Genomic DNA, 16,530 nt, shown 5'->3' with positions numbered 1-16,530 from the left:
TCTCGAGGACGGATCCTACAGCGGGTTGGAACATGAAGCGGCACCTGGGAACGATTTGCCTGATGCTGATACTGGCCGGATGTCAGACGAAGCCGCCGCCGGCCCCCCCGGCGCCCGTGGTGGAGGCGCCGGCCCCGCCGCCCAAGCCGACCAGCATCGTGATGGAGGACAGCGATCTTGCCGGCTTCCAGGGCGCGCTGCGTGAATTGGGCGGCAAGCCCGTTGATGTTCCCGTGGGCTGGGCCAACCCGCTGACGGGCAAGCGCGGTTCCGTGAAGGTGCTGCGCGACGGTTATGACGGACAGAACCGCCCGTGCCGGGAGTTCCATTCCGTCGTCATCCTGGAGGAGATGTACCAGCACGCCACCGGCTTCTTCTGCCGGCAGCCCGACGGGGTCTGGGAGGTGGTGCAGGCGCGGGACTATCCTCTGTATCGCCACGGCTCCTGACGGGGCACAGCCGACGGAGGCCCCATGCGCCGCCCCTACCTGATCGCCGCCGCCCTGTTCGCCACCACGGCCCTGGCCGCCGTCCTGTGGCTGGGCGCTCGGGACACGGGGCCGGGGACGGATGATCCGGCCGGCATCCTGCTGCCGGAGAAAGCGGTCGGGCCCCTGGTCGACCTGCCGCTGCCCTCCGGCTCGGGCACTGTCCTGCCCATGGGGGATCCCGATCAGGCCTTTTCCGCCGACGGGCTGAAATCCATCCGCGATTTTGCGACGGCCAGCAACAGCAAGGCATTGCTGGTCTGGCACGCCGGCGCCCTGCAGCTTGAGATCTATGCCCCCGGCGTCCAGGCTGGCGACATGCTGGACGGTACGGGCCTGGTGCCGGGCCTTATGACGCTGCTGACCGGCCTTGCCCAGCGCGACGGCGTGGTGCCGGGGCTGGAAACCGGCATCGCCGCCTGGCTGCCGGAATGGGCCGGTGACGACCGCGGCCGCGTGACCCTGCGCCAGTTGCTGGAAGGCACCAGCGGCCTGGACGCGCCGGAGGCGCCGCCGGGCCCCGATGCCATCGCCTGGACCCTGTCGGCCCGCCTGGTGGCGGAACCGGGAAGCCGGTTCGAACCGCACGGCGTGGAAATGCAGGTGCTGGGCATCGTGCTGGCCCGCGCGGCCGGCGTGCCCGTGGCCGATTATCTGTCGGAGCGGCTGTGGCGGCCCCTTGGGGCACGGCCGGGCCTGCTGGCGGCAGGTTCGGGGGACGGGGCGGCCTATCTGCAATGCTGCGTGCGGGCCACGGCGCGGGACTGGCTGCGCCCCGGCCTGCTGTTGCTGGAAGGCGGGATGGCGGGGAATACGGCCCTGGTGCCGGCCCCCTGGCTGGACCAGATGCAACGGCCCATCCCCCATTCGCGCCATGACGGGCTGCGCACCCGGATGGCCTGGCCGTTCGAGGCGAAGAATGGCAACGGTGCCAGGAAACCCTTCACCGATGGTGACACGATCTTCTGGTCGGGGGAGGACGGGGCCCGGCTTTATGTGTCCAGGGGGCGGGAACTGGTGATCCTGCGGCTGGGGCCGGCTGCGGCGGACTGGGACGAATCGGCCCTGCCCAACCTGGTGTCAAAGGCCCTCATCACCCCGCCGGCGGAGTTCCGGTCGGTGAACGGGCTCAGCGTCCGCCGGGCAAGGGACCTGAACGGCAAGATCGACATGCCCCCCATCGTCAAGCCGCCTGCCGTTCCGAAGGTCACGGTGGAACCCCTGGCACCCCTGGAGGGGGAGGCCGCCGCATCTCCGCCACCTTGAGGCGAGGCGGGACGTCGGTCGACGTCCGGCCCTGATGTCCCGATCACTTCGATTTGAAGGCGCGCAGTTGCTTGTTGAATTCAGCGGCGAGGCGCTCCATCCGGCTGGAAGCGTCGTTGTAGCGGCGTGTCCAGTCGCCACCCGACCGGCCACGGCCTTCGAATTCCAGGCAGGAAAGGAATTCCTGCGTTTCCGCGACATAGGCCTTCACGGCCTGCTGTGCCGCGACCATCTCCGCTTCCTGCGCCGTGGCGCCGTCCGGCAGCACCGGCGGGTCGTTCAGCACGCATTCCGCCTGCGCGGCTCCCGCCAGGACCAGGAGCGCCACAGCCGACACAGGCACCATGAGTTTGTTCATCATCTAAGCCCCTATCTTTTCGTTGCCGCCTGATTGCAAGCAAGTTTCCGACTTCGTTTTTGGCTTTTGCAGCGGACGATGACAATCCGCCGGCGCCCCTCCCCGGGCTTACTTCTCACTATTCTATAAACATTCCCTTAACCATCCGCGGGCATTCCCCAGTTGAAAGGGTTGACGCCCCCGTTCGGTCGGATCAGCTTCTGATCGCTTGCGACTTCGGTCGTAGATACGCCTACAATTTCGTTACAAGCTCGGTTATACCTATGCGAAAGTATGCCGGCTGGGCAAGGGGCAATCCCCACCGGACGGGCCGGGTGGGCGTTTTAATAAAATGCAATACAAACGGACGTTTGCCTGGAAGCGGTAAGTTTTGAGAGGTCTTTCGCCGGGTTCCGCAATGCACAATGGGAATGAATTGGTTTTCGCCCATGCGGTAGCCCGGACGAAGTATCTGGTTATGCTTGCGGAGTTAAGGACAGGAGAGGTTCAGCCAGATGAGCAACATCAATCGGACTATGCGACCGGCCGGGGCCGGGGCTCCCGCCAAGGGGGCGGCCGGGGGGCGTGGCACGCTTTTCGGCAACTGGTCCATCAGCCGCAAGATTGCCTTTTCCATTGCCGTGCCGGTCATCATCGGCCTCGGGGCGGTGATCGGGCTCAGCGCCGCGTCGATGAGCAGCGCCATGCTGGAACTGTCGAAGCGCTCGGAAAGCCAGGTGACCGAGATGCTGGCCGCCCAGATGTCGGCTGCCGTCCGGTTCAAGAATGCCGATGCCATCGCCGATGCCTATGCCGATCTGGCCAATGCCCCCGGCACCAGCCTGTCGGCTGTGAAGGTCGTGGACGCCGATGGCGACGTGCTGATCGAGTATCCGACCAAGGACAAGCCGCTGCCGGACGGCGTGCCCGGGTTCGATTTCTCCTCGGCCAAACTGCCCAACGCGGTGCCGGAACTGAAGGTTCTGGACATGGGGAATTTCCTGGTGGCGCAGGCCCCCGTGCGGGCCGGTGCCAACCGTGACCAGGTGGGCACCCTGACCGTGGCCTGGAGCCGGTCCAATGTGCAGTCGGCGATCTCGTCGGCCGCCATGGGCAATTCGATCATCGCCATCATCGTGCTGGCCGTGTTGATCGGCATCCTGGTCCTGATGCTGCACAAGATCGTGGGCAGCCCGCTGAAGGAGATGCAGGGCGCGATGTCGAAGCTGGCCGGCGGCGACCTGAGCGTTCAGGTCCCCGGCATCCATCGCGGTGACGAGATCGGCGCCATGGCGCAGTCGGTGCAGGTCTTCAAGGACAATGCCCTTGAGGTGGACAACCTGCGCCGCCGCCAGGAGGAGGCCGAGCGTCAGGCCGCTGTGGAGAAGAAGGCCGCCATGGAGAAGCTGGCGTCCGACTTCGAAAGCTCCGTCAAGGGTGTCGTGGCCGAACTGTCGGGCGCTTCCAGCCAAGTGCAGTCCACGGCCGAGGGCCTGTCCGCCTCGGCGGAGGAAAGCCGCGCCCAGACCAGTGCCGTCGCCGCCGCCACGCAGCAGGCCAGCGCCAATGTGCAGTCGGTGGCCAGCGCCACGGAGGAACTGGCCGGTTCGCTGGCCGAGATTTCCAACCAGGTCAACACCTCCGCCCGCATCGCCCGCGATGCCGCCAAGACAGCCGAGAAGACCAACGGCACCGTCCAGTCGCTGGCCCAGCGCGCCCAGTCCATCGGCGACGTGGTGAAGCTGATCTCCGACATTGCCAGCCAGACCAACCTGCTGGCCCTGAACGCGACCATCGAGGCGGCCCGCGCCGGTGAAGCCGGCAAGGGCTTCGCGGTCGTGGCTTCGGAGGTCAAGAGCCTGGCCAACCAGACGGCCAAGGCCACCGAGGAGATCGCCAGCCAGATCACCACGATGCAGGACGCCACCAAGGAGGCGGTCGACGCCATCGTCACCATCAGCCGCACCATCGCGGAGATCAACGACATCTCCGAGATGGTCGCCGGCGCGGTGGAGGAACAGGACGCCGCCACCAAGGAGATCGCCCGCAACGTGCAGCAGGCCTCCATGGGCACGATGGAAGTGACCCGCAACATCGAAAGCCTGGAACAGGTGGCGCACCAGACCGGTTCGTCGGCCACGGACATGCTGGCCGCGGCCCGGAACATGGCCCGGCAGTCCGGCATGCTGGGTCAGACCGTGGATCGGTTCCTGGCCCAGGTGCGCAGCGCCTGATCCATCCGCATCATTGCTGAACCTTTCCGAACAGGCCCCTATCCACCCGGATGGGGGCCTTTTCGTTGCGGTGGCAGCCGGTCGATGCTGCTATGATCATGGTTAATGCCAGATCCCGGTGAGTGGAACTCATCGCAAGCTGGTACGGCGGCGACTGCCGTCACACGCCACTTGGCGGGCGCCGGCGCCCGCGGATGTGGTCGCGGGCGCTTGAGGTGCCGAAAACCTTGACCATCGGTCAGGATTTTGGCCGCTGTATAATGCCTTGCGACGGTCACGTCGGCGAAGGCCAGGTGTACGTCGGCAAAGGAGCGGAGATGCGCTTCATCGGTCTGGTGGCGATGTCGGTCCTGACCTTGGCGGTGGCCTGCCACCGCGGCTCCGCCCAGGCCCCGGGCGATCCTGTCAGCCTGTCGGACCAGCGGCCCCGGATCGAGGGGCTGTTGCGGGATCTGGCGGCCGTGCTGCTGGCCGACCCCATCCTGCTGGACGGGGTACGCAGCGCCAGTGCCGGCAATGATGATTGGCCGCCGGCCCTGATCGCCGAGCGCGACAACCAGTGGCGCCTGCAGGCCAAAAGGGGTGTGGGCCCCCTTCTGGATCAGGTGCTGGGCGGGCCGCTCTCACGGCAACTGGTTCTGCTGCGGTTGCCGCTGGCCGGTCTGCTGGCCGACCTGGCCTTGATGGATGATCGCGGCCTGCTGATCGCCGCCACCCGGCTGACCAGCGATTATGACCAGTCCGATGAGCCGAAATTCATGGAAACCCTGCCGGCCGGGCCGGGGGCGATACTGGTGGAACCCCCCGCTTACGACGAATCGGCCGATGATTACGTCATCGCGGCCAGCATCACGCTGACCGACCCGTGGACGGGCCGGCCCATCGGGGTGCTGACCGCCAATATCGCCCTGGACACGCTGGACCGCTGACGCTGCCCCTGCCGGACCCGGATCAGGCCTTTTCCGTGCCGCCATTGCCGGCCGACCAGGCCTCCGGCGCGTGCAGGAACTTTTCCACCTCCGACAGGGTGTGACTGTCGAAGTAATTGCCCTCGCGGGCCACGCGCAGCACATCCCACCAGGTGGCCAGGGCGTGCAGCTTCACGCCCATGTCGGCCATGGTCTGTTCGGACTGCGGGAAGATGCCGTAATGGAACACGACCCAGATATGCTCCACGATGGCGCCGGCATCGCGCAGCGCCTTGACAAAATTGATCTTCGATCCGCCCTCGCTGGCCAGATCCTCCACCAGAAGCACACGCTGGCCCTCCAGCAGCTGCCCTTCGATCTGGGCGTTGCGGCCAAAGCCCTTGGGCTTCTTGCGCACATAGAGCATGGGCAGGTCCATGGCGTCGGAGATGAAGGCGGCATAGGGGATGCCGGCCGTCTCGCCGCCCGCCACGGCGTCGAACGCCTCGAACCCCGCCTCGCGGCAAAGCTGATCCTTGGCCGCATTGATCAGGAAGCGCCGGGCGCGCGGAAAGCTGATCAGCTTGCGGCAATCGATATAGACGGGGCTGGCGCGGCCGGACGTGAAGATGAACGGCTTTTCCGCGTTGAACAGGACCGACTTGGTCTCGATCAGGATGCGGGCTGTCTGGGTGGCGGCGGTGGCGGCGTCGATCATGGCATGTTCCTGCGGACGGGTGGGGGCGGGTTGAACCGGGGCCGGGAGATCTTGACCCCGGTATCCGCGCCGACGGGCACGGCTATTAGACGAGGCGCCAGTCCAGACGCTCGCCCGAACGGAAGGGCAGCACGGCGTTGCGGCCGTCGACATCCAGGATGTCGGGCACGGTCAGGCCGCTTCTCTCCAGCGTGATGGTGTCTGCGTTGGGGGCCAGCCCATAGAAGGCGGGGCCGTTCAGGCTGGCGAAAGCCTCCAGCCGGTCCAGCGACCCTTCCTCGTCGAAGACCTGGGCATAGAGTTCGATGGCGGTGGCGGCGGTATAGATGCCGGCACAGCCGCAGGCCGTTTCCTTGGCGCCGACCGGGTGCGGCGCGCTGTCGGTGCCCAGGAAGAACCAGGGTTCCCCCGAGGTCGCCGCCTCGCGCAGGGCGAGCCGGTGGGTTTCCCGCTTGGCAATGGGCAGGCAGTAGAGATGCGGGCGGATGCCGCCCGCGAAGATGCTGGACCGGTTGATCATCAGGTGATGCGCCGTGATGGTGGCAGCCAGCCGGCCGGCTGGTCCGTGCCTGCGCACCACCGCCACACCTTCGGCCGTGGTGATATGTTCCAGTACGATCTTCAGGTCGGGGTGCCGGTCCATGATCCGGGGCAGGACACTATCGATGAACACCGCCTCGCGGTCGAAAATGTCGATCTTCTGGTCCGTCACCTCGCCATGCACCAGCAACGGCAGGCCGACCCTGGCCATGCGGTCCAGTGCCGGCGCCACCTTGTCCAGGTCGGTGACCCCATGGGCGGAATTGGTGGTGGCATGGGCCGGATACATCTTCACGGCGGTGAATATCCCGGCCTTGTGCCCGGCTTCCAGGTCATCGGGATCGGTGCCGTCGGTCAGGTACGCCGTCATCAGCGGCCGGAAGCCGCTGCCGGCCGGCAGGGCATCCATGATCTCCGCCCGATAGGCATCGGCCTGGGCGGCGGTGACGACGGGGGGCACCAGGTTGGGCATGACGATGGCACGGCCAAGCTGTGCTGCGGAATGCGGCAGCACGGCGCGCAGCATGGCGCCGGTGCGCAGATGCAGGTGCCAATCGTCCGGGCGATGGATGGTCAGGCGCTGCGGGCCTGGCTGTGCGGGCGCGGTCATGTCGTTCGATCCCCTGGCAGTTGCCGGATTGTCTAGGGCCAAAGCCCCTGCCACTCAAGCGTTGCGGTGGAAGGCCGGGCCTGCGCCGGGGACGGGCGGCCCCGCAAGAGGGGTGGTGATGCGCGGCTGGGTTGTTGACCGCCGGCCGGGAACTTCATAGGCTTGCAATCCGTCGGCCGGGCTTCGGACCTGTCCGGCCATCTGCGGGCCCCGCCATTTCCCACCACCCTTCATGGCAGGTGTCGTTGATGCGTGTCCCCGGCCGCCCATGGCGGTTCCTTCCGGCCGTCCTGCTGGCGGCGATCCTGTTGCAGCCGGCCACCGTTGCCGGGGCGCCGGATGGGGCCGGCCCGCAGCCTGTGACCGAAGGGCCTGCCGTCGAAATCGTGTGCGGCCCCTTGCCCTTCGTGTCGGACGGGCCGGCATGCGAGCGGGGGATCGGGGCCGAACTGGCCCGTGCGGCCTGCGGGGATGCCGGCCTTCAGTGCCGGTTCCAGCAATATCCCTGGCCGCGCGCCCAGAAGGAAGTGGAGATGGCGGCGGCCGATATCCTGATCGGCCCCTATTACACGCCGGAACGGTCGACCTGGCTGGTGTTCAGCCAGGAATATTTCTATGTCGATCAGATGTGGCTGTTCCGGTCGGTGCCGCCGGGCGACGCCCCCCTGCCATCACAGGAACCACGGCTGATCGGCGTCCCGCTGGGCTGGGCTGTGGGGGGCGACCTGGAACGCCGGCCGGGCACGGTGCTGGAGATCGTGCGGACCGTTGACCTGGCGTTGAACCTGCTTCTGATGGGGCGGCTGGATGCGGTGGCGGCCCATGCCCGGGCCGTGGCCCGGTTCCAGGCCGAGCGCCCGGGCAGCCGCCTGCTGCCGGCGGGTCAGCCGCTCTCCGCCCAGCGTTCCTACATGGGCTTTTCCCGCCCCTTCGCCGCGTCGCTGGAACGGCGGATGTTCGAAGCGGCCTATGAACGGGTGCTGGCCGGTCCCGCCTATGCGGATATCCTGGCCCGCAACAAGCCGTTGCCCGACATGCGGACCGAGGTGGCGGCGCGCGGGCACCGTTTCCGCCCCTGATGCGGCCGGCACCGTCCTGGCCTGCACAATTGCCCCCGCACGCCGGGGCCGGCGGGCGTTACCATGCCGGCGCGGCGCCACCACCGCCATCCTGCGGACGGGCGCGCCCTGAACCAAGGGGAAGGGGTCCTGCATGTCCGGCAAGGAACATCACTACGCCGTCACCGTCACCTGGACCGGCAATCAGGGGACGGGGACCAGCGGCTATCGCGCCTATAGCCGTGCCCACCGGATCGAGGCGGGGGCCAAGCCCGCCATCCAGGGTTCTTCCGATCCTGGCTTCCGCGGCGACGCGGCCTGCTGGAACCCGGAGGATCTGCTGGTCGCCTCGCTGTCGGCCTGTCACAAGCTCTGGTATCTGGGCCTGTGTGCGGGGGCCGGTATCGTCGTCACGGCCTATGAGGATCGGGCGGAAGGCTGGATGAGCGAACTGCCGGGCGGGGAGGGGCAGTTCACGCGCGTCCTGCTGCGCCCGCGCGTGACCCTGGCGCCCGGCAGCGATGTGGAAAAGGCCCGCCACCTGCACCATACCGCGCATGAGAAATGCTTCATCGCGCGGTCGGTGAATTTCCCCGTGGAAGCCCTGCCGGAATTCCATACGGGCTGACAGGGCTTATGCCAACTAGCGATGAGTAGAACTCATCGCTAGTTGGTGCGGCGGCGACCGCCGCCGCACCGCTCGTGCGGCGGAGCCAAGCCAACGAATGTTGGCGCCGGCGCATGCCCACGAATGTGGGCGCCGGCGATTGAGGGTGGTGATCAGAACCTATAGGTTCTGATCACCACAAAATAGTATTATACCAATCTCCCTAATGATTGACCGTTGCCCATTGCCTTGAAGCGATTTGTCGAATTTTCCCTGTTTGTGCGATGAGGCTGTTCCATGCGTTGCAGCAGGCATCAACGATATCGTTGTAATCATTGAATATTCTGTTTCCGAGGAAATTCTGGCGCAGGTACTGCCAGATATTTTCGACGGGATTGAGTTCGGGGCAATAGGGTGGCAGATGAAGGATGCTGATAGTATCGGGGACCTTCAGTCTTCCGCCTGTCTGGTGCCATCCGGCCCCGTCGAGAATGAGAACGGCGTGGCTTCCCGGCTGGACCTGAGTGGCGATTTCAGCCAGATGCTTGTTCATTGCTTCTGCGTTGGCACGGGGCAGGACCAGGGCGGCACCGACATCGCGTGCCGGGCAGACAGCGCCGAAGATATAGGCCCAGCTATAGCGGGTGTCCTTCAACTGGCGGGGCCGGCTGCCCTTGTCGGCCCAGGCGTAGGTGAGCGTTCCCTGTTGCCCGACGCGGGCCTCGTCCTGCCACCACAATTCCAGAGGCTTGCCGCTTGCGTGCTCCGGGATCACCGCGGCGACCAGCGCGGTGAAGTTTTTTTATGCGTCTCAAGGGCTTGCGTGTCCTGACCCGGGTGACGCGGTCGGGCTGAGATGTGGCTGAAGCCCAGGCGGTGCAGGATCTTGCCCACCCCTCCTTCGGCGATTGCCACGTGAAAGCGATCAGAAATCCGTATCGCCAGATCACTCAAACGCCAGCGAACGATGCCATCCTTCTCCGGGTCGGGGCCCTGGCGCACCCAACTGGCAAGCTCTTCCAGTTGTTCTGCGGACAAAATCCCAGGCCGGCCCTTTGATCGACGATCCGCCAGGCCGGCTATCCCCTCCGCGTTATAGCGGTGCACCCAATCCCGTAACGTCTGGCGATCCATGCCGGCAGCCGCAGCCGCTTCCTCCCGCGTCTTGCCTTCCGCAATCAGGGCAAGCGCCAAAAGGCGGCGGGCCACATTCGCATCCCGGCTCCCCACCGCCTCCCGACGTAGCGTCGCCGCATCCGAACCTTCACGGATAATCTTGATTGCCCCTGACATCGCCACCCCCAACGCTCAAAATGCGCGATAAGGGAATCACAGCCACGCTGTCAGGGGAATCTCCCATATCACAACGAGAGTCACTTCATCGGCGGGTTGGTATTACTTCTTCAACCCGATCTCCCGCAGGCGCTGATCCAGGAACGCACCCGCCGTCAGGTCGGCCGACAGGCGGACATCGGGCCGCGGGTGCAGGAACATGGGCATGGAATAGCGCGACACATTATGCTCGGGCGGCGGGTTCACGACGCGGTGGGGCGTGGCCGGGATGTAGTTGTTGGACGCCAGTTTCAGCATGTCGCCGCCATTCACGGCGATCATCCCGGCATCGCATGGCACGTCATGCCAGTTGCCCGCCGTGTCCTGCGCCTGCAGCCCCGGTTCGCTGCCCGTGACCAGCAGGGTGATCAGGTTGATATCCTCGTGCGCGGCGGCGCGCACGGCCCCCGGCTCATACCCCTCGCCGATGGGCGGATAGTGCAGGATGCGGAAAAGCGTGCTGGTGGAGCCCTGCATCATGCCGGGCAGCGGCTCGAAGAAGGCGTCACGCACCGCGGCCGGCACATTGGCCTGTATCCAGCCCAGCAGGGTGTCGCCCAGGGTCCGCAGGTCGGCATACATGCGGTCCGTCGCCCCCTTCACTGGCGGCGGCAGCCGGCGGTTCGGATAGACATGGTAGAATTCCTTCAGGTCCTTGACGGCGCTGTCCTTGGCGTTTTCCGATTTGAAGGGGAAATAGCCGTCCTGGATTTCCGGATCGAACCGGTAGTCGAACTTGTCGTCACCGGCGAAGAAGCCGGCCCAGACCTTGTACAGTTCCCCGATCAGGGCGGTGTCGATCGGATGGTTGCGCAGCACGGCGAAGCCCGTCTCATGCATGGAACGGGTGAACTGCCCGGCGGCGTCGGGGGCCTGGAAATCCACGGTGGCGATGTTGAACATGGGGGATGTGCCCTGGTGTTGGCGGTTCTTGGTGCATGGTTGCCCCCCTATCATCACGCAGCCCCGCCGGGCGTCAATAGCGTGCGGCCATCCCGGCCGGGTTATCTCCCGGTGCGATAACCTGCCACCGATGCCAGGGGAGCCTTGCCATCCATCCGCCTTCCAGGCCAAAATGTTGCGAATGATTTGCGATTGGCGGCGGGCGGGATGAACGAGCCGAAGGAAAAAAGCCGCTGGCGGCCCCTTTACATGGCGCTTGGCTATGTCTGCGTGGCGCTGGCCATGGCTGGCGCGGTGCTGCCGGTATTGCCGACGACGCCCTTCCTGCTGGTGGCCTTGTGGGCCTATTTCCGGTCCCATCCGGAAAAGGCGCAAAAGCTGCTGGATCATCCGCGCTTCGGCCCGCCGTTGCGCGACTGGCGCGAACAGGGCGCCATCCCGACCCGGGCCAAGATCGCGGCCGTGGCCGTCATGTCCCTGTCCTGGCTGATCGTGTTCCTGACGGCGACCAACCCCTGGGTGCCGGTCGTGGTGGGCGGCATCCTGTGTTGCACGGCGACCTTCGTCGCCACGCGCCCCGCCCCGAAAAGGAAAAAGGGGCAACCCGTCGCCGGGCCGCCCCTTTCCTGAACGCCGCCGGGTATCAGCCCGCCAGCAGCCCGCGCAACTGTCGTCCGGCCACGGCCAGCATGGCGATGTCCAGATGCGCCACCGTGCGCAGTTCGGCCAGCAGCGACTGGATGCGGTCCAGCGGCCCCTGCCGCTGGCCGGCCCAGCTTTCAAACCGGTCGCCCTGGTCCTGCGGCTGGGCCAGCACACGGGCCGTCAGCCGGGCCTGCAGGTTGAACAGATCGTCCAGTGCGGCGGCGACCGCCTGGCGTTGCCAGTGGTTCTCCGTCTTCACCTCCGCCGTGCGCTCGCGCAGATATTCCAGGCCCAGGCGGTCGCCCAGATCGAAATAAAGGCTGGCGACATCGGCGGCATCGCTGCCCACCTCCACCGCGATTTCCGCGATATCGGTCGCGGCCGCCAGCAGGGGCAGGGCCGCGACGCGGCGCGTAAGGTCGCCCGGCACGCCGTCCTTGGACCAGTTGCCCGCCGTTTCCGCCAGCCATTTCAGGGCCGTCGGCGACAGCACGTCGGGCAGGTGCCCCGTCAGTTCGCCGACCACGGGGGACAGGCGCTCGCATTCCGCGGCGATGTCCAGCGGATAGGCGCCGTGGGCCAGCACCCAGGGCACGGCCCGGCGCATCAGCCGGCCCGTGAACAGCATCATGGCGGTCTGCGCCGATGCCGGCACCTTGGTGTCCAGCCCCTCCACGGCTTCCCACAATCCGCGCAGGCCGAAGGCGTCGCGGACGATCAGATAGGCGCGGGCGACATCGCCCTCGCTGCGGCCCGTCTGTTCCACCATTTCCCAGGTGAAGGTGGGGCCGACGCGGTTCACCATGCCATTGGTGACGGAGCTGCAGATGATTTCCCGCCGCAACTGGTGGCGGCAGATGGCGTCGCCGAACCTTTCGCGCAGCGCGTCGGGGAAATAACGCATCAGGTCGCGTTCCAGCACCGGGTCGTCGGGCAGGTCGGAGGCCAGCAGCCGATCGTACAGGTCGATCTTGGCATAGGCCAGCAGCACGGCCATTTCCGGCCGGGTCAGACCGCGCCGGGCATTGGCGCGGGCGGCCACCTCCTCGTCATCGGGCAGGAACTCGATCGCGCGGGACAGTTTGCCGCCCTTCTCCATCCACCGCGCGAAGCGGGCCTGGTCCTCCAGCGTCTCCACGGCCACGGCCTGGGCGATGGTCAGGGCCTGGGTCTGCTTGTAATTGTCGGCCAGGACCAGGGCGGCCACATCGTCCGTCATGCCCGCCAGCAGCACGTCGCGCTGTTCGCGCGTCATGCCACCCTTGTCCATCACGTCGCGCAGCAGGATCTTGATGTTCACCTCGTGGTCGGAGGTGTCGACGCCGGCCGAATTGTCGATGGCATCGGTGTTGATCGCGATGCCGGTCAGCGCCGCCTCGATGCGGCCGCGCTGGGTGAAGCCCAGGTTGGCCCCTTCGCCCACGACCTGGACGCGCAGCTCGCGGCCATTGATGCGGATGGGGTCATTGGCCTTGTCGCCGGCGTCGGCGTTGGTCTCCTCGCTGCATTTGACATAGGTGCCGATGCCGCCCAGCCACAGCAGCTCCGCCTTGGCTTTCAGCACGGCACGCATCAGTTCGGCCGGGGTCACGCGCTCGGCCTGGATGTCCAGGGCGGCCCGGATCTCCGCCGACAGCGGCAGCGACTTGGCATTGCGGTCGAAAATGCTGCCGCCCGGCGACAATTTCGTCGTGTCGTAATCGGCCCAGGAGGAACGCGGCAGGTCGAACAGCCGCTTGCGCTCCGCCCAGCCGGTCGCGGCATCGGGGGTGGGATCGATGAAGATGTGGCGATGGTCGAAGGCGGCGACCAGGCGGATATGGCGGGACAGCAGCATGCCGTTGCCGAACACGTCGCCCGACATGTCGCCCACGCCGACCACTGTGAATTCCTCGTTCTGGATGTCCTTGCCCCGTTCGCGGAAATGCCGCTTCACCGCCTCCCAGGCGCCGCGGGCCGTGATGCCCATGCCCTTGTGGTCATAGCCGGCCGACCCGCCCGAGGCGAAGGCATCGTCCAGCCAGAAGCCATATTCGCGGGATACGGAATTGGCGATGTCGGAGAAGGTGGCCGTACCCTTGTCGGCGGCGACCACCAGATAAGGATCGTCGCTGTCCAGCCGCACCACGTCATGCGGCGGCACGACCGCGCCGTTGCGCAGGTTGTCGGTGATGTCCAGCAGGCCGCGCATCATGGTCTTGTAGCATTCGACCACTTCGGCCATCAGCACGTCGCGCCCGGCGCTGGCCGGCGGCGGGTTCTTCACGACGAAGCCGCCCTTGCTGCCCACGGGCACGATGACCGCGTTCTTGACGATCTGTGCCTTGATCAGGCCCAGGATCTCGGTACGGAAATCCTCCCGCCGGTCGGACCAGCGGATGCCGCCGCGCGCCACCTTGCCGCCGCGCAGGTGGATCGCTTCCACCCGCGGGCTGTAGACCCAGATTTCCCGCCAGGGGCGGGGAAGCGGCAGGTCATCGATGGAACCGCTGTCCAGCTTGAAGCTGATATAGGATTTCGGTTTGCCGTCGCCGGCCTTCTGGAAGAAATTGGTGCGCAGCGTGGCGCGGATGATGTTCAGCATCCGGCGCAGGATGCGATCCTCGTCCAGGTTCGACACATCGTCCAGCGCGTGGTCGATCTCCAGGATCAGGCCCTTGCGCCGGGTGTCCACCTCGTCACGGCCCAGCCGGGTCAGCAGTGCCGGATCATGGCTCATGCGGAACAGGTCCAGCAACAGCCGGGCGATGCCGGCATGGGCCGCCAGCGTGTTTTCGATATATTCCTGGCTGAAGTCGAACTTGGCCTGTTTCAAATACTTGGCATAGGCGCGCAGGGCCGTGACCTCCCGCCAGTCCATGCCGGCCAGCAGCACCAGGCGGTTGAAACCGTCGGATTGCGCCTGGCCCGTCCAGACGCGCAGGAACGCCTCCTCGAACGCGGCCTTCACACGGTCCAGTTCGACGGCACTGCCGTCGGCTGTGCGCATGTCGAAATCCTGCATGAAGATGTTGGGCGTGTCGCCGGCCAGCTCCACCTCGAACGGCCCGCCCTCGGCCAGGATGCGCAGGCCCAGATGCTCCAGCATGGGCAGCACCTTGGACAGTTCCACGGGCGTGCCTGCCTGATAGACCTTGAAGAACAACTGATCGGCGTCGGCTTCCACCGGCCGGTACAGGTTCATCGCGATGCCGCCCCTGGACAGGATCTGCTCCACCCGCGCGATGTCCACCACGGCGTCATCGGGGGTATAGGCTTCCTGGTAGGAGGCGGGCAGGCTGCCGGCATATTTGCGGGCCAGCGCCAGGCCGGTGGCCTCGCCCCTTTCCTCCACCAGCGCCTGGGTCAGCCGGTCGCGCCAGCCGCGGGCCGTTTCGATCAACTGGTTTTCAAGCTCGACCACATCCACGTCGGGCAGCTTGCCGGGTGTGGTCTGGATGATCAGGTGGACCCGTGCCAGCACGCTTTCCGCCAGGGCGACATTCACCTGGGTGCTGGTGCCGTCATAGGCCCTTTCGATCAGAGCCTGCAGGCGCCGGCGCAGATCGGTATCGTAACGTTCGCGGGGAACATAGATCAATGCGGAAACGAAACGTTCAAACGGGTCCTTGCGCACGAACAGGGCGATGCGCTGGCGTTCCTGGAGATGCAGGACGCCATTGGCGATGTCGCTCAATTCGTCATCACCGATCTGGAACAGTTCCTCCCGCGGGTAGGTCTCCAGGATATGGACCAGCGCCTTGCCGTCATGGCCCCTCGGATCGAAGCCGGAACGGGCCAGCACGCGGTTCACCTTCTGGCGCAGGAACGGGATGTCGCGGGCCGAACGGTTATAGGCGGTGCTGGTGAACAGGCCGACGAACAGGCGCTCGCCGATCTCCTCCCCGCTGGTGTTGAACAGCTTGACCATGATGGCGTCCAGCGGCGCGCGGCGATGGACCGTGCTGTCCTTGTTGGACTTGGTCACCATCATGAAGCGCGGCTGGCGCACGAAGGCCCGGACCTCCGGCGGCAGGGCGGAGAAATGGCGCAGCCCGTCGAAGACGCTGACATCGTCGTCGCGCAGCAGGCCCAGCCCCTCACCGCCCAGGATGTCCAGCGTCTCCTCATCCTTGTCGCGGCCCAGCCGGTATTCGCGCACGCCCAGGAAGATGAAATGGTCCTCGTCCATCCAGCGCAGGAAGGACAGGCCCTCCTTCACTTCTTCGGAGGAAAGGGGCAGGGGGGATTGCTCGCTTGCGGCCAGCGTGTCGGCCAGGCGCGCGCGCATGGCCTGGAAATCGGCCACGGCGGCGCGCACATCGGCCAGCACGGTGGCGACCCCGGCCCGGATGGCCTCGATCTCGGCCGGATCGGTGCGTTGGTCCACCTCGATATGCATCACCGATTCCAGCAATGCCGCGGCGGGTGCGTCCTCGGCGGTGTAGATGGCTGTCAGGCGGCCATTGGCATCGCGGGTGGCGCGTATGACAGGGTGGACGACCAGATGTACGGTCAGGCCGCGGCGGTTCATTTCCGCCGACACGCTGTCGACCAGGAAGGGCATGTCGTCGTTGACGATCTCCACCACCGTGTGGTGGGCATGCCAGCCATCGCTGTCCATGCGCGGGTTCACGACCCGCACCAGCGCTTCGCCGGGCCGCCGGATGCAGGCGAACTGCATGATGGCAATCGCCGCACCGTACAGTTCATCGGCCGTGGACCGCAGCATGTCGTCGGGCGACACGTTGCGGTAGAAAGCCCTGACAAACGCCTCGGCCAGACCGGCCTTTTCCTTCGACAGGCGGGAACGCAACCTCGCGACCACCTGCTCCAACAGCTCGGACTTACGCTGTTCGAGCTTGAACGCCATGACTGATCTCCCACTATGGCACCGTATCTTGT

13 protein-coding genes are annotated in these 16,530 nt (G+C 66.3%); 7 read left to right on the top strand and 6 right to left on the bottom strand.

Annotation, left to right across the window (positions count from 1 at the left end; all coding sequences use genetic code 11):
* Nucleotides 1–62: 62 nt before the first annotated feature.
* Together ACM9LZ_RS16525 and ACM9LZ_RS16520 are read left to right on the top strand one after the other, a co-directional pair.
* Nucleotides 63–449 (top strand): RT0821/Lpp0805 family surface protein, encoded by a 387-nt coding sequence (locus ACM9LZ_RS16525; RefSeq protein ID WP_416620598.1) that lies wholly within the window; start codon nt 63–65, stop codon nt 447–449.
* Between the two features lie 24 nt (nt 450–473).
* A complete protein-coding gene (locus tag ACM9LZ_RS16520; protein WP_416620597.1) occupies nt 474–1,754 on the top strand; it encodes a serine hydrolase domain-containing protein in 1,281 nt (426 codons plus the stop codon).
* A gap of 43 nt (nt 1,755–1,797) precedes the next feature.
* On the opposite strand, the gene ACM9LZ_RS16515 is transcribed toward ACM9LZ_RS16520, so the two are convergent.
* Nucleotides 1,798–2,115: a hypothetical protein gene (locus ACM9LZ_RS16515; RefSeq protein ID WP_416620596.1), complete on the bottom strand. Its 318-nt coding sequence runs from the start codon at nt 2,113–2,115 to the stop codon at nt 1,798–1,800.
* 491 nt (nt 2,116–2,606) lie between these two features.
* Here ACM9LZ_RS16515 and ACM9LZ_RS16510 point away from each other — a divergent pair, with 491 nt between their 5' ends.
* Together ACM9LZ_RS16510 and ACM9LZ_RS16505 are read left to right on the top strand one after the other, a co-directional pair.
* Nucleotides 2,607–4,325, top strand: a complete 1,719-nt coding sequence (locus ACM9LZ_RS16510) for a methyl-accepting chemotaxis protein (RefSeq protein WP_416620595.1) — start codon at nt 2,607–2,609, stop codon at nt 4,323–4,325.
* Between the two features lie 317 nt (nt 4,326–4,642).
* Nucleotides 4,643–5,254, top strand: a complete 612-nt coding sequence (locus tag ACM9LZ_RS16505) for a hypothetical protein (RefSeq protein ID WP_416620594.1) — start codon at nt 4,643–4,645, stop codon at nt 5,252–5,254.
* A 22-nt stretch (nt 5,255–5,276) separates the two neighbouring features.
* On the opposite strand, the gene ACM9LZ_RS16500 is transcribed toward ACM9LZ_RS16505, so the two are convergent.
* Together ACM9LZ_RS16500 and pyrC are read right to left on the bottom strand one after the other, a co-directional pair.
* On the bottom strand, nt 5,277–5,951 hold the full coding sequence (locus tag ACM9LZ_RS16500; protein ID WP_416620593.1) for an orotate phosphoribosyltransferase: 675 nt from the start codon (nt 5,949–5,951) through the stop codon (nt 5,277–5,279).
* Between the two features lie 85 nt (nt 5,952–6,036).
* Nucleotides 6,037–7,101: a dihydroorotase gene (gene pyrC, locus ACM9LZ_RS16495; protein ID WP_416620592.1), complete on the bottom strand. Its 1,065-nt coding sequence runs from the start codon at nt 7,099–7,101 to the stop codon at nt 6,037–6,039.
* Between the two features lie 248 nt (nt 7,102–7,349).
* Here pyrC and ACM9LZ_RS16490 point away from each other — a divergent pair, with 248 nt between their 5' ends.
* Both ACM9LZ_RS16490 and ACM9LZ_RS16485 read left to right on the top strand, forming a co-directional pair.
* Nucleotides 7,350–8,180: a substrate-binding periplasmic protein gene (locus tag ACM9LZ_RS16490; protein WP_416620591.1), complete on the top strand. Its 831-nt coding sequence runs from the start codon at nt 7,350–7,352 to the stop codon at nt 8,178–8,180.
* Nucleotides 8,181–8,313: 133 nt separating this feature from the next.
* The gene (locus ACM9LZ_RS16485) at nt 8,314–8,787 is read left to right on the top strand and encodes an OsmC family protein (protein WP_416620590.1); all 474 of its coding nucleotides are present in this window, start codon (nt 8,314–8,316) and stop codon (nt 8,785–8,787) included.
* A gap of 202 nt (nt 8,788–8,989) precedes the next feature.
* Here the strand turns inward: ACM9LZ_RS16485 and ACM9LZ_RS16480 are convergent.
* Together ACM9LZ_RS16480 and ACM9LZ_RS16475 are read right to left on the bottom strand one after the other, a co-directional pair.
* Nucleotides 8,990–10,059, bottom strand: a protein-coding gene (locus ACM9LZ_RS16480; protein WP_416620589.1) for an IS630 family transposase whose coding sequence is annotated in 2 segments (ribosomal slippage) — nt 8,990–9,570 and nt 9,570–10,059 — 1,071 coding nt in all. Because the reading frame shifts where the segments join, the coding sequence is not laid out codon by codon here.
* A gap of 102 nt (nt 10,060–10,161) precedes the next feature.
* Entirely contained in the window at nt 10,162–11,001 is an 840-nt protein-coding gene (locus ACM9LZ_RS16475; protein WP_416620588.1) for an isopenicillin N synthase family dioxygenase, read from the bottom strand.
* A gap of 207 nt (nt 11,002–11,208) precedes the next feature.
* Between ACM9LZ_RS16475 and ACM9LZ_RS16470 the strand changes: the two genes are divergently transcribed.
* The gene (locus tag ACM9LZ_RS16470) at nt 11,209–11,631 is read left to right on the top strand and encodes a YbaN family protein (protein WP_416620587.1); all 423 of its coding nucleotides are present in this window, start codon (nt 11,209–11,211) and stop codon (nt 11,629–11,631) included.
* A gap of 13 nt (nt 11,632–11,644) precedes the next feature.
* On the opposite strand, the gene ACM9LZ_RS16465 is transcribed toward ACM9LZ_RS16470, so the two are convergent.
* Complete coding sequence (locus ACM9LZ_RS16465; RefSeq protein ID WP_416620586.1) at nt 11,645–16,498, bottom strand: NAD-glutamate dehydrogenase; 4,854 nt, start codon at nt 16,496–16,498, stop codon at nt 11,645–11,647.
* Between the last annotated feature and the right edge of the window lie 32 nt (nt 16,499–16,530).

Source organism: Niveispirillum fermenti, from assembly GCF_048066175.1.
Lineage (GTDB): Bacteria > Pseudomonadota > Alphaproteobacteria > Azospirillales > Azospirillaceae > Niveispirillum > Niveispirillum fermenti.
The sequence above is the reverse complement of the archived record's forward strand: the minus strand, read 5'-3'. Positions and strand labels throughout refer to the sequence as shown.

Excerpts from the sequence above, each read along its gene's own strand:
- ACM9LZ_RS16525 (WP_416620598.1), top strand. The coding sequence starts at position 63 with ATGCTGATACTGGCCGGATGTCAGACGAAGCCGCCGCCGGCCCCCCCG.
- ACM9LZ_RS16520 (WP_416620597.1), top strand. The coding sequence starts at position 474 with ATGCGCCGCCCCTACCTGATCGCCGCCGCCCTGTTCGCCACCACGGCC.
- ACM9LZ_RS16515 (WP_416620596.1), bottom strand. The coding sequence starts at position 2,115 with ATGATGAACAAACTCATGGTGCCTGTGTCGGCTGTGGCGCTCCTGGTC.
- ACM9LZ_RS16510 (WP_416620595.1), top strand. The coding sequence starts at position 2,607 with ATGAGCAACATCAATCGGACTATGCGACCGGCCGGGGCCGGGGCTCCC.
- ACM9LZ_RS16505 (WP_416620594.1), top strand. The coding sequence starts at position 4,643 with ATGCGCTTCATCGGTCTGGTGGCGATGTCGGTCCTGACCTTGGCGGTG.
- ACM9LZ_RS16500 (WP_416620593.1), bottom strand. The coding sequence starts at position 5,951 with ATGATCGACGCCGCCACCGCCGCCACCCAGACAGCCCGCATCCTGATC.
- pyrC (WP_416620592.1), bottom strand. The coding sequence starts at position 7,101 with ATGACCGCGCCCGCACAGCCAGGCCCGCAGCGCCTGACCATCCATCGC.
- ACM9LZ_RS16490 (WP_416620591.1), top strand. The coding sequence starts at position 7,350 with ATGCGTGTCCCCGGCCGCCCATGGCGGTTCCTTCCGGCCGTCCTGCTG.
- ACM9LZ_RS16485 (WP_416620590.1), top strand. The coding sequence starts at position 8,314 with ATGTCCGGCAAGGAACATCACTACGCCGTCACCGTCACCTGGACCGGC.
- ACM9LZ_RS16475 (WP_416620588.1), bottom strand. The coding sequence starts at position 11,001 with ATGTTCAACATCGCCACCGTGGATTTCCAGGCCCCCGACGCCGCCGGG.
- ACM9LZ_RS16470 (WP_416620587.1), top strand. The coding sequence starts at position 11,209 with ATGAACGAGCCGAAGGAAAAAAGCCGCTGGCGGCCCCTTTACATGGCG.
- ACM9LZ_RS16465 (WP_416620586.1), bottom strand. The coding sequence starts at position 16,498 with ATGGCGTTCAAGCTCGAACAGCGTAAGTCCGAGCTGTTGGAGCAGGTG.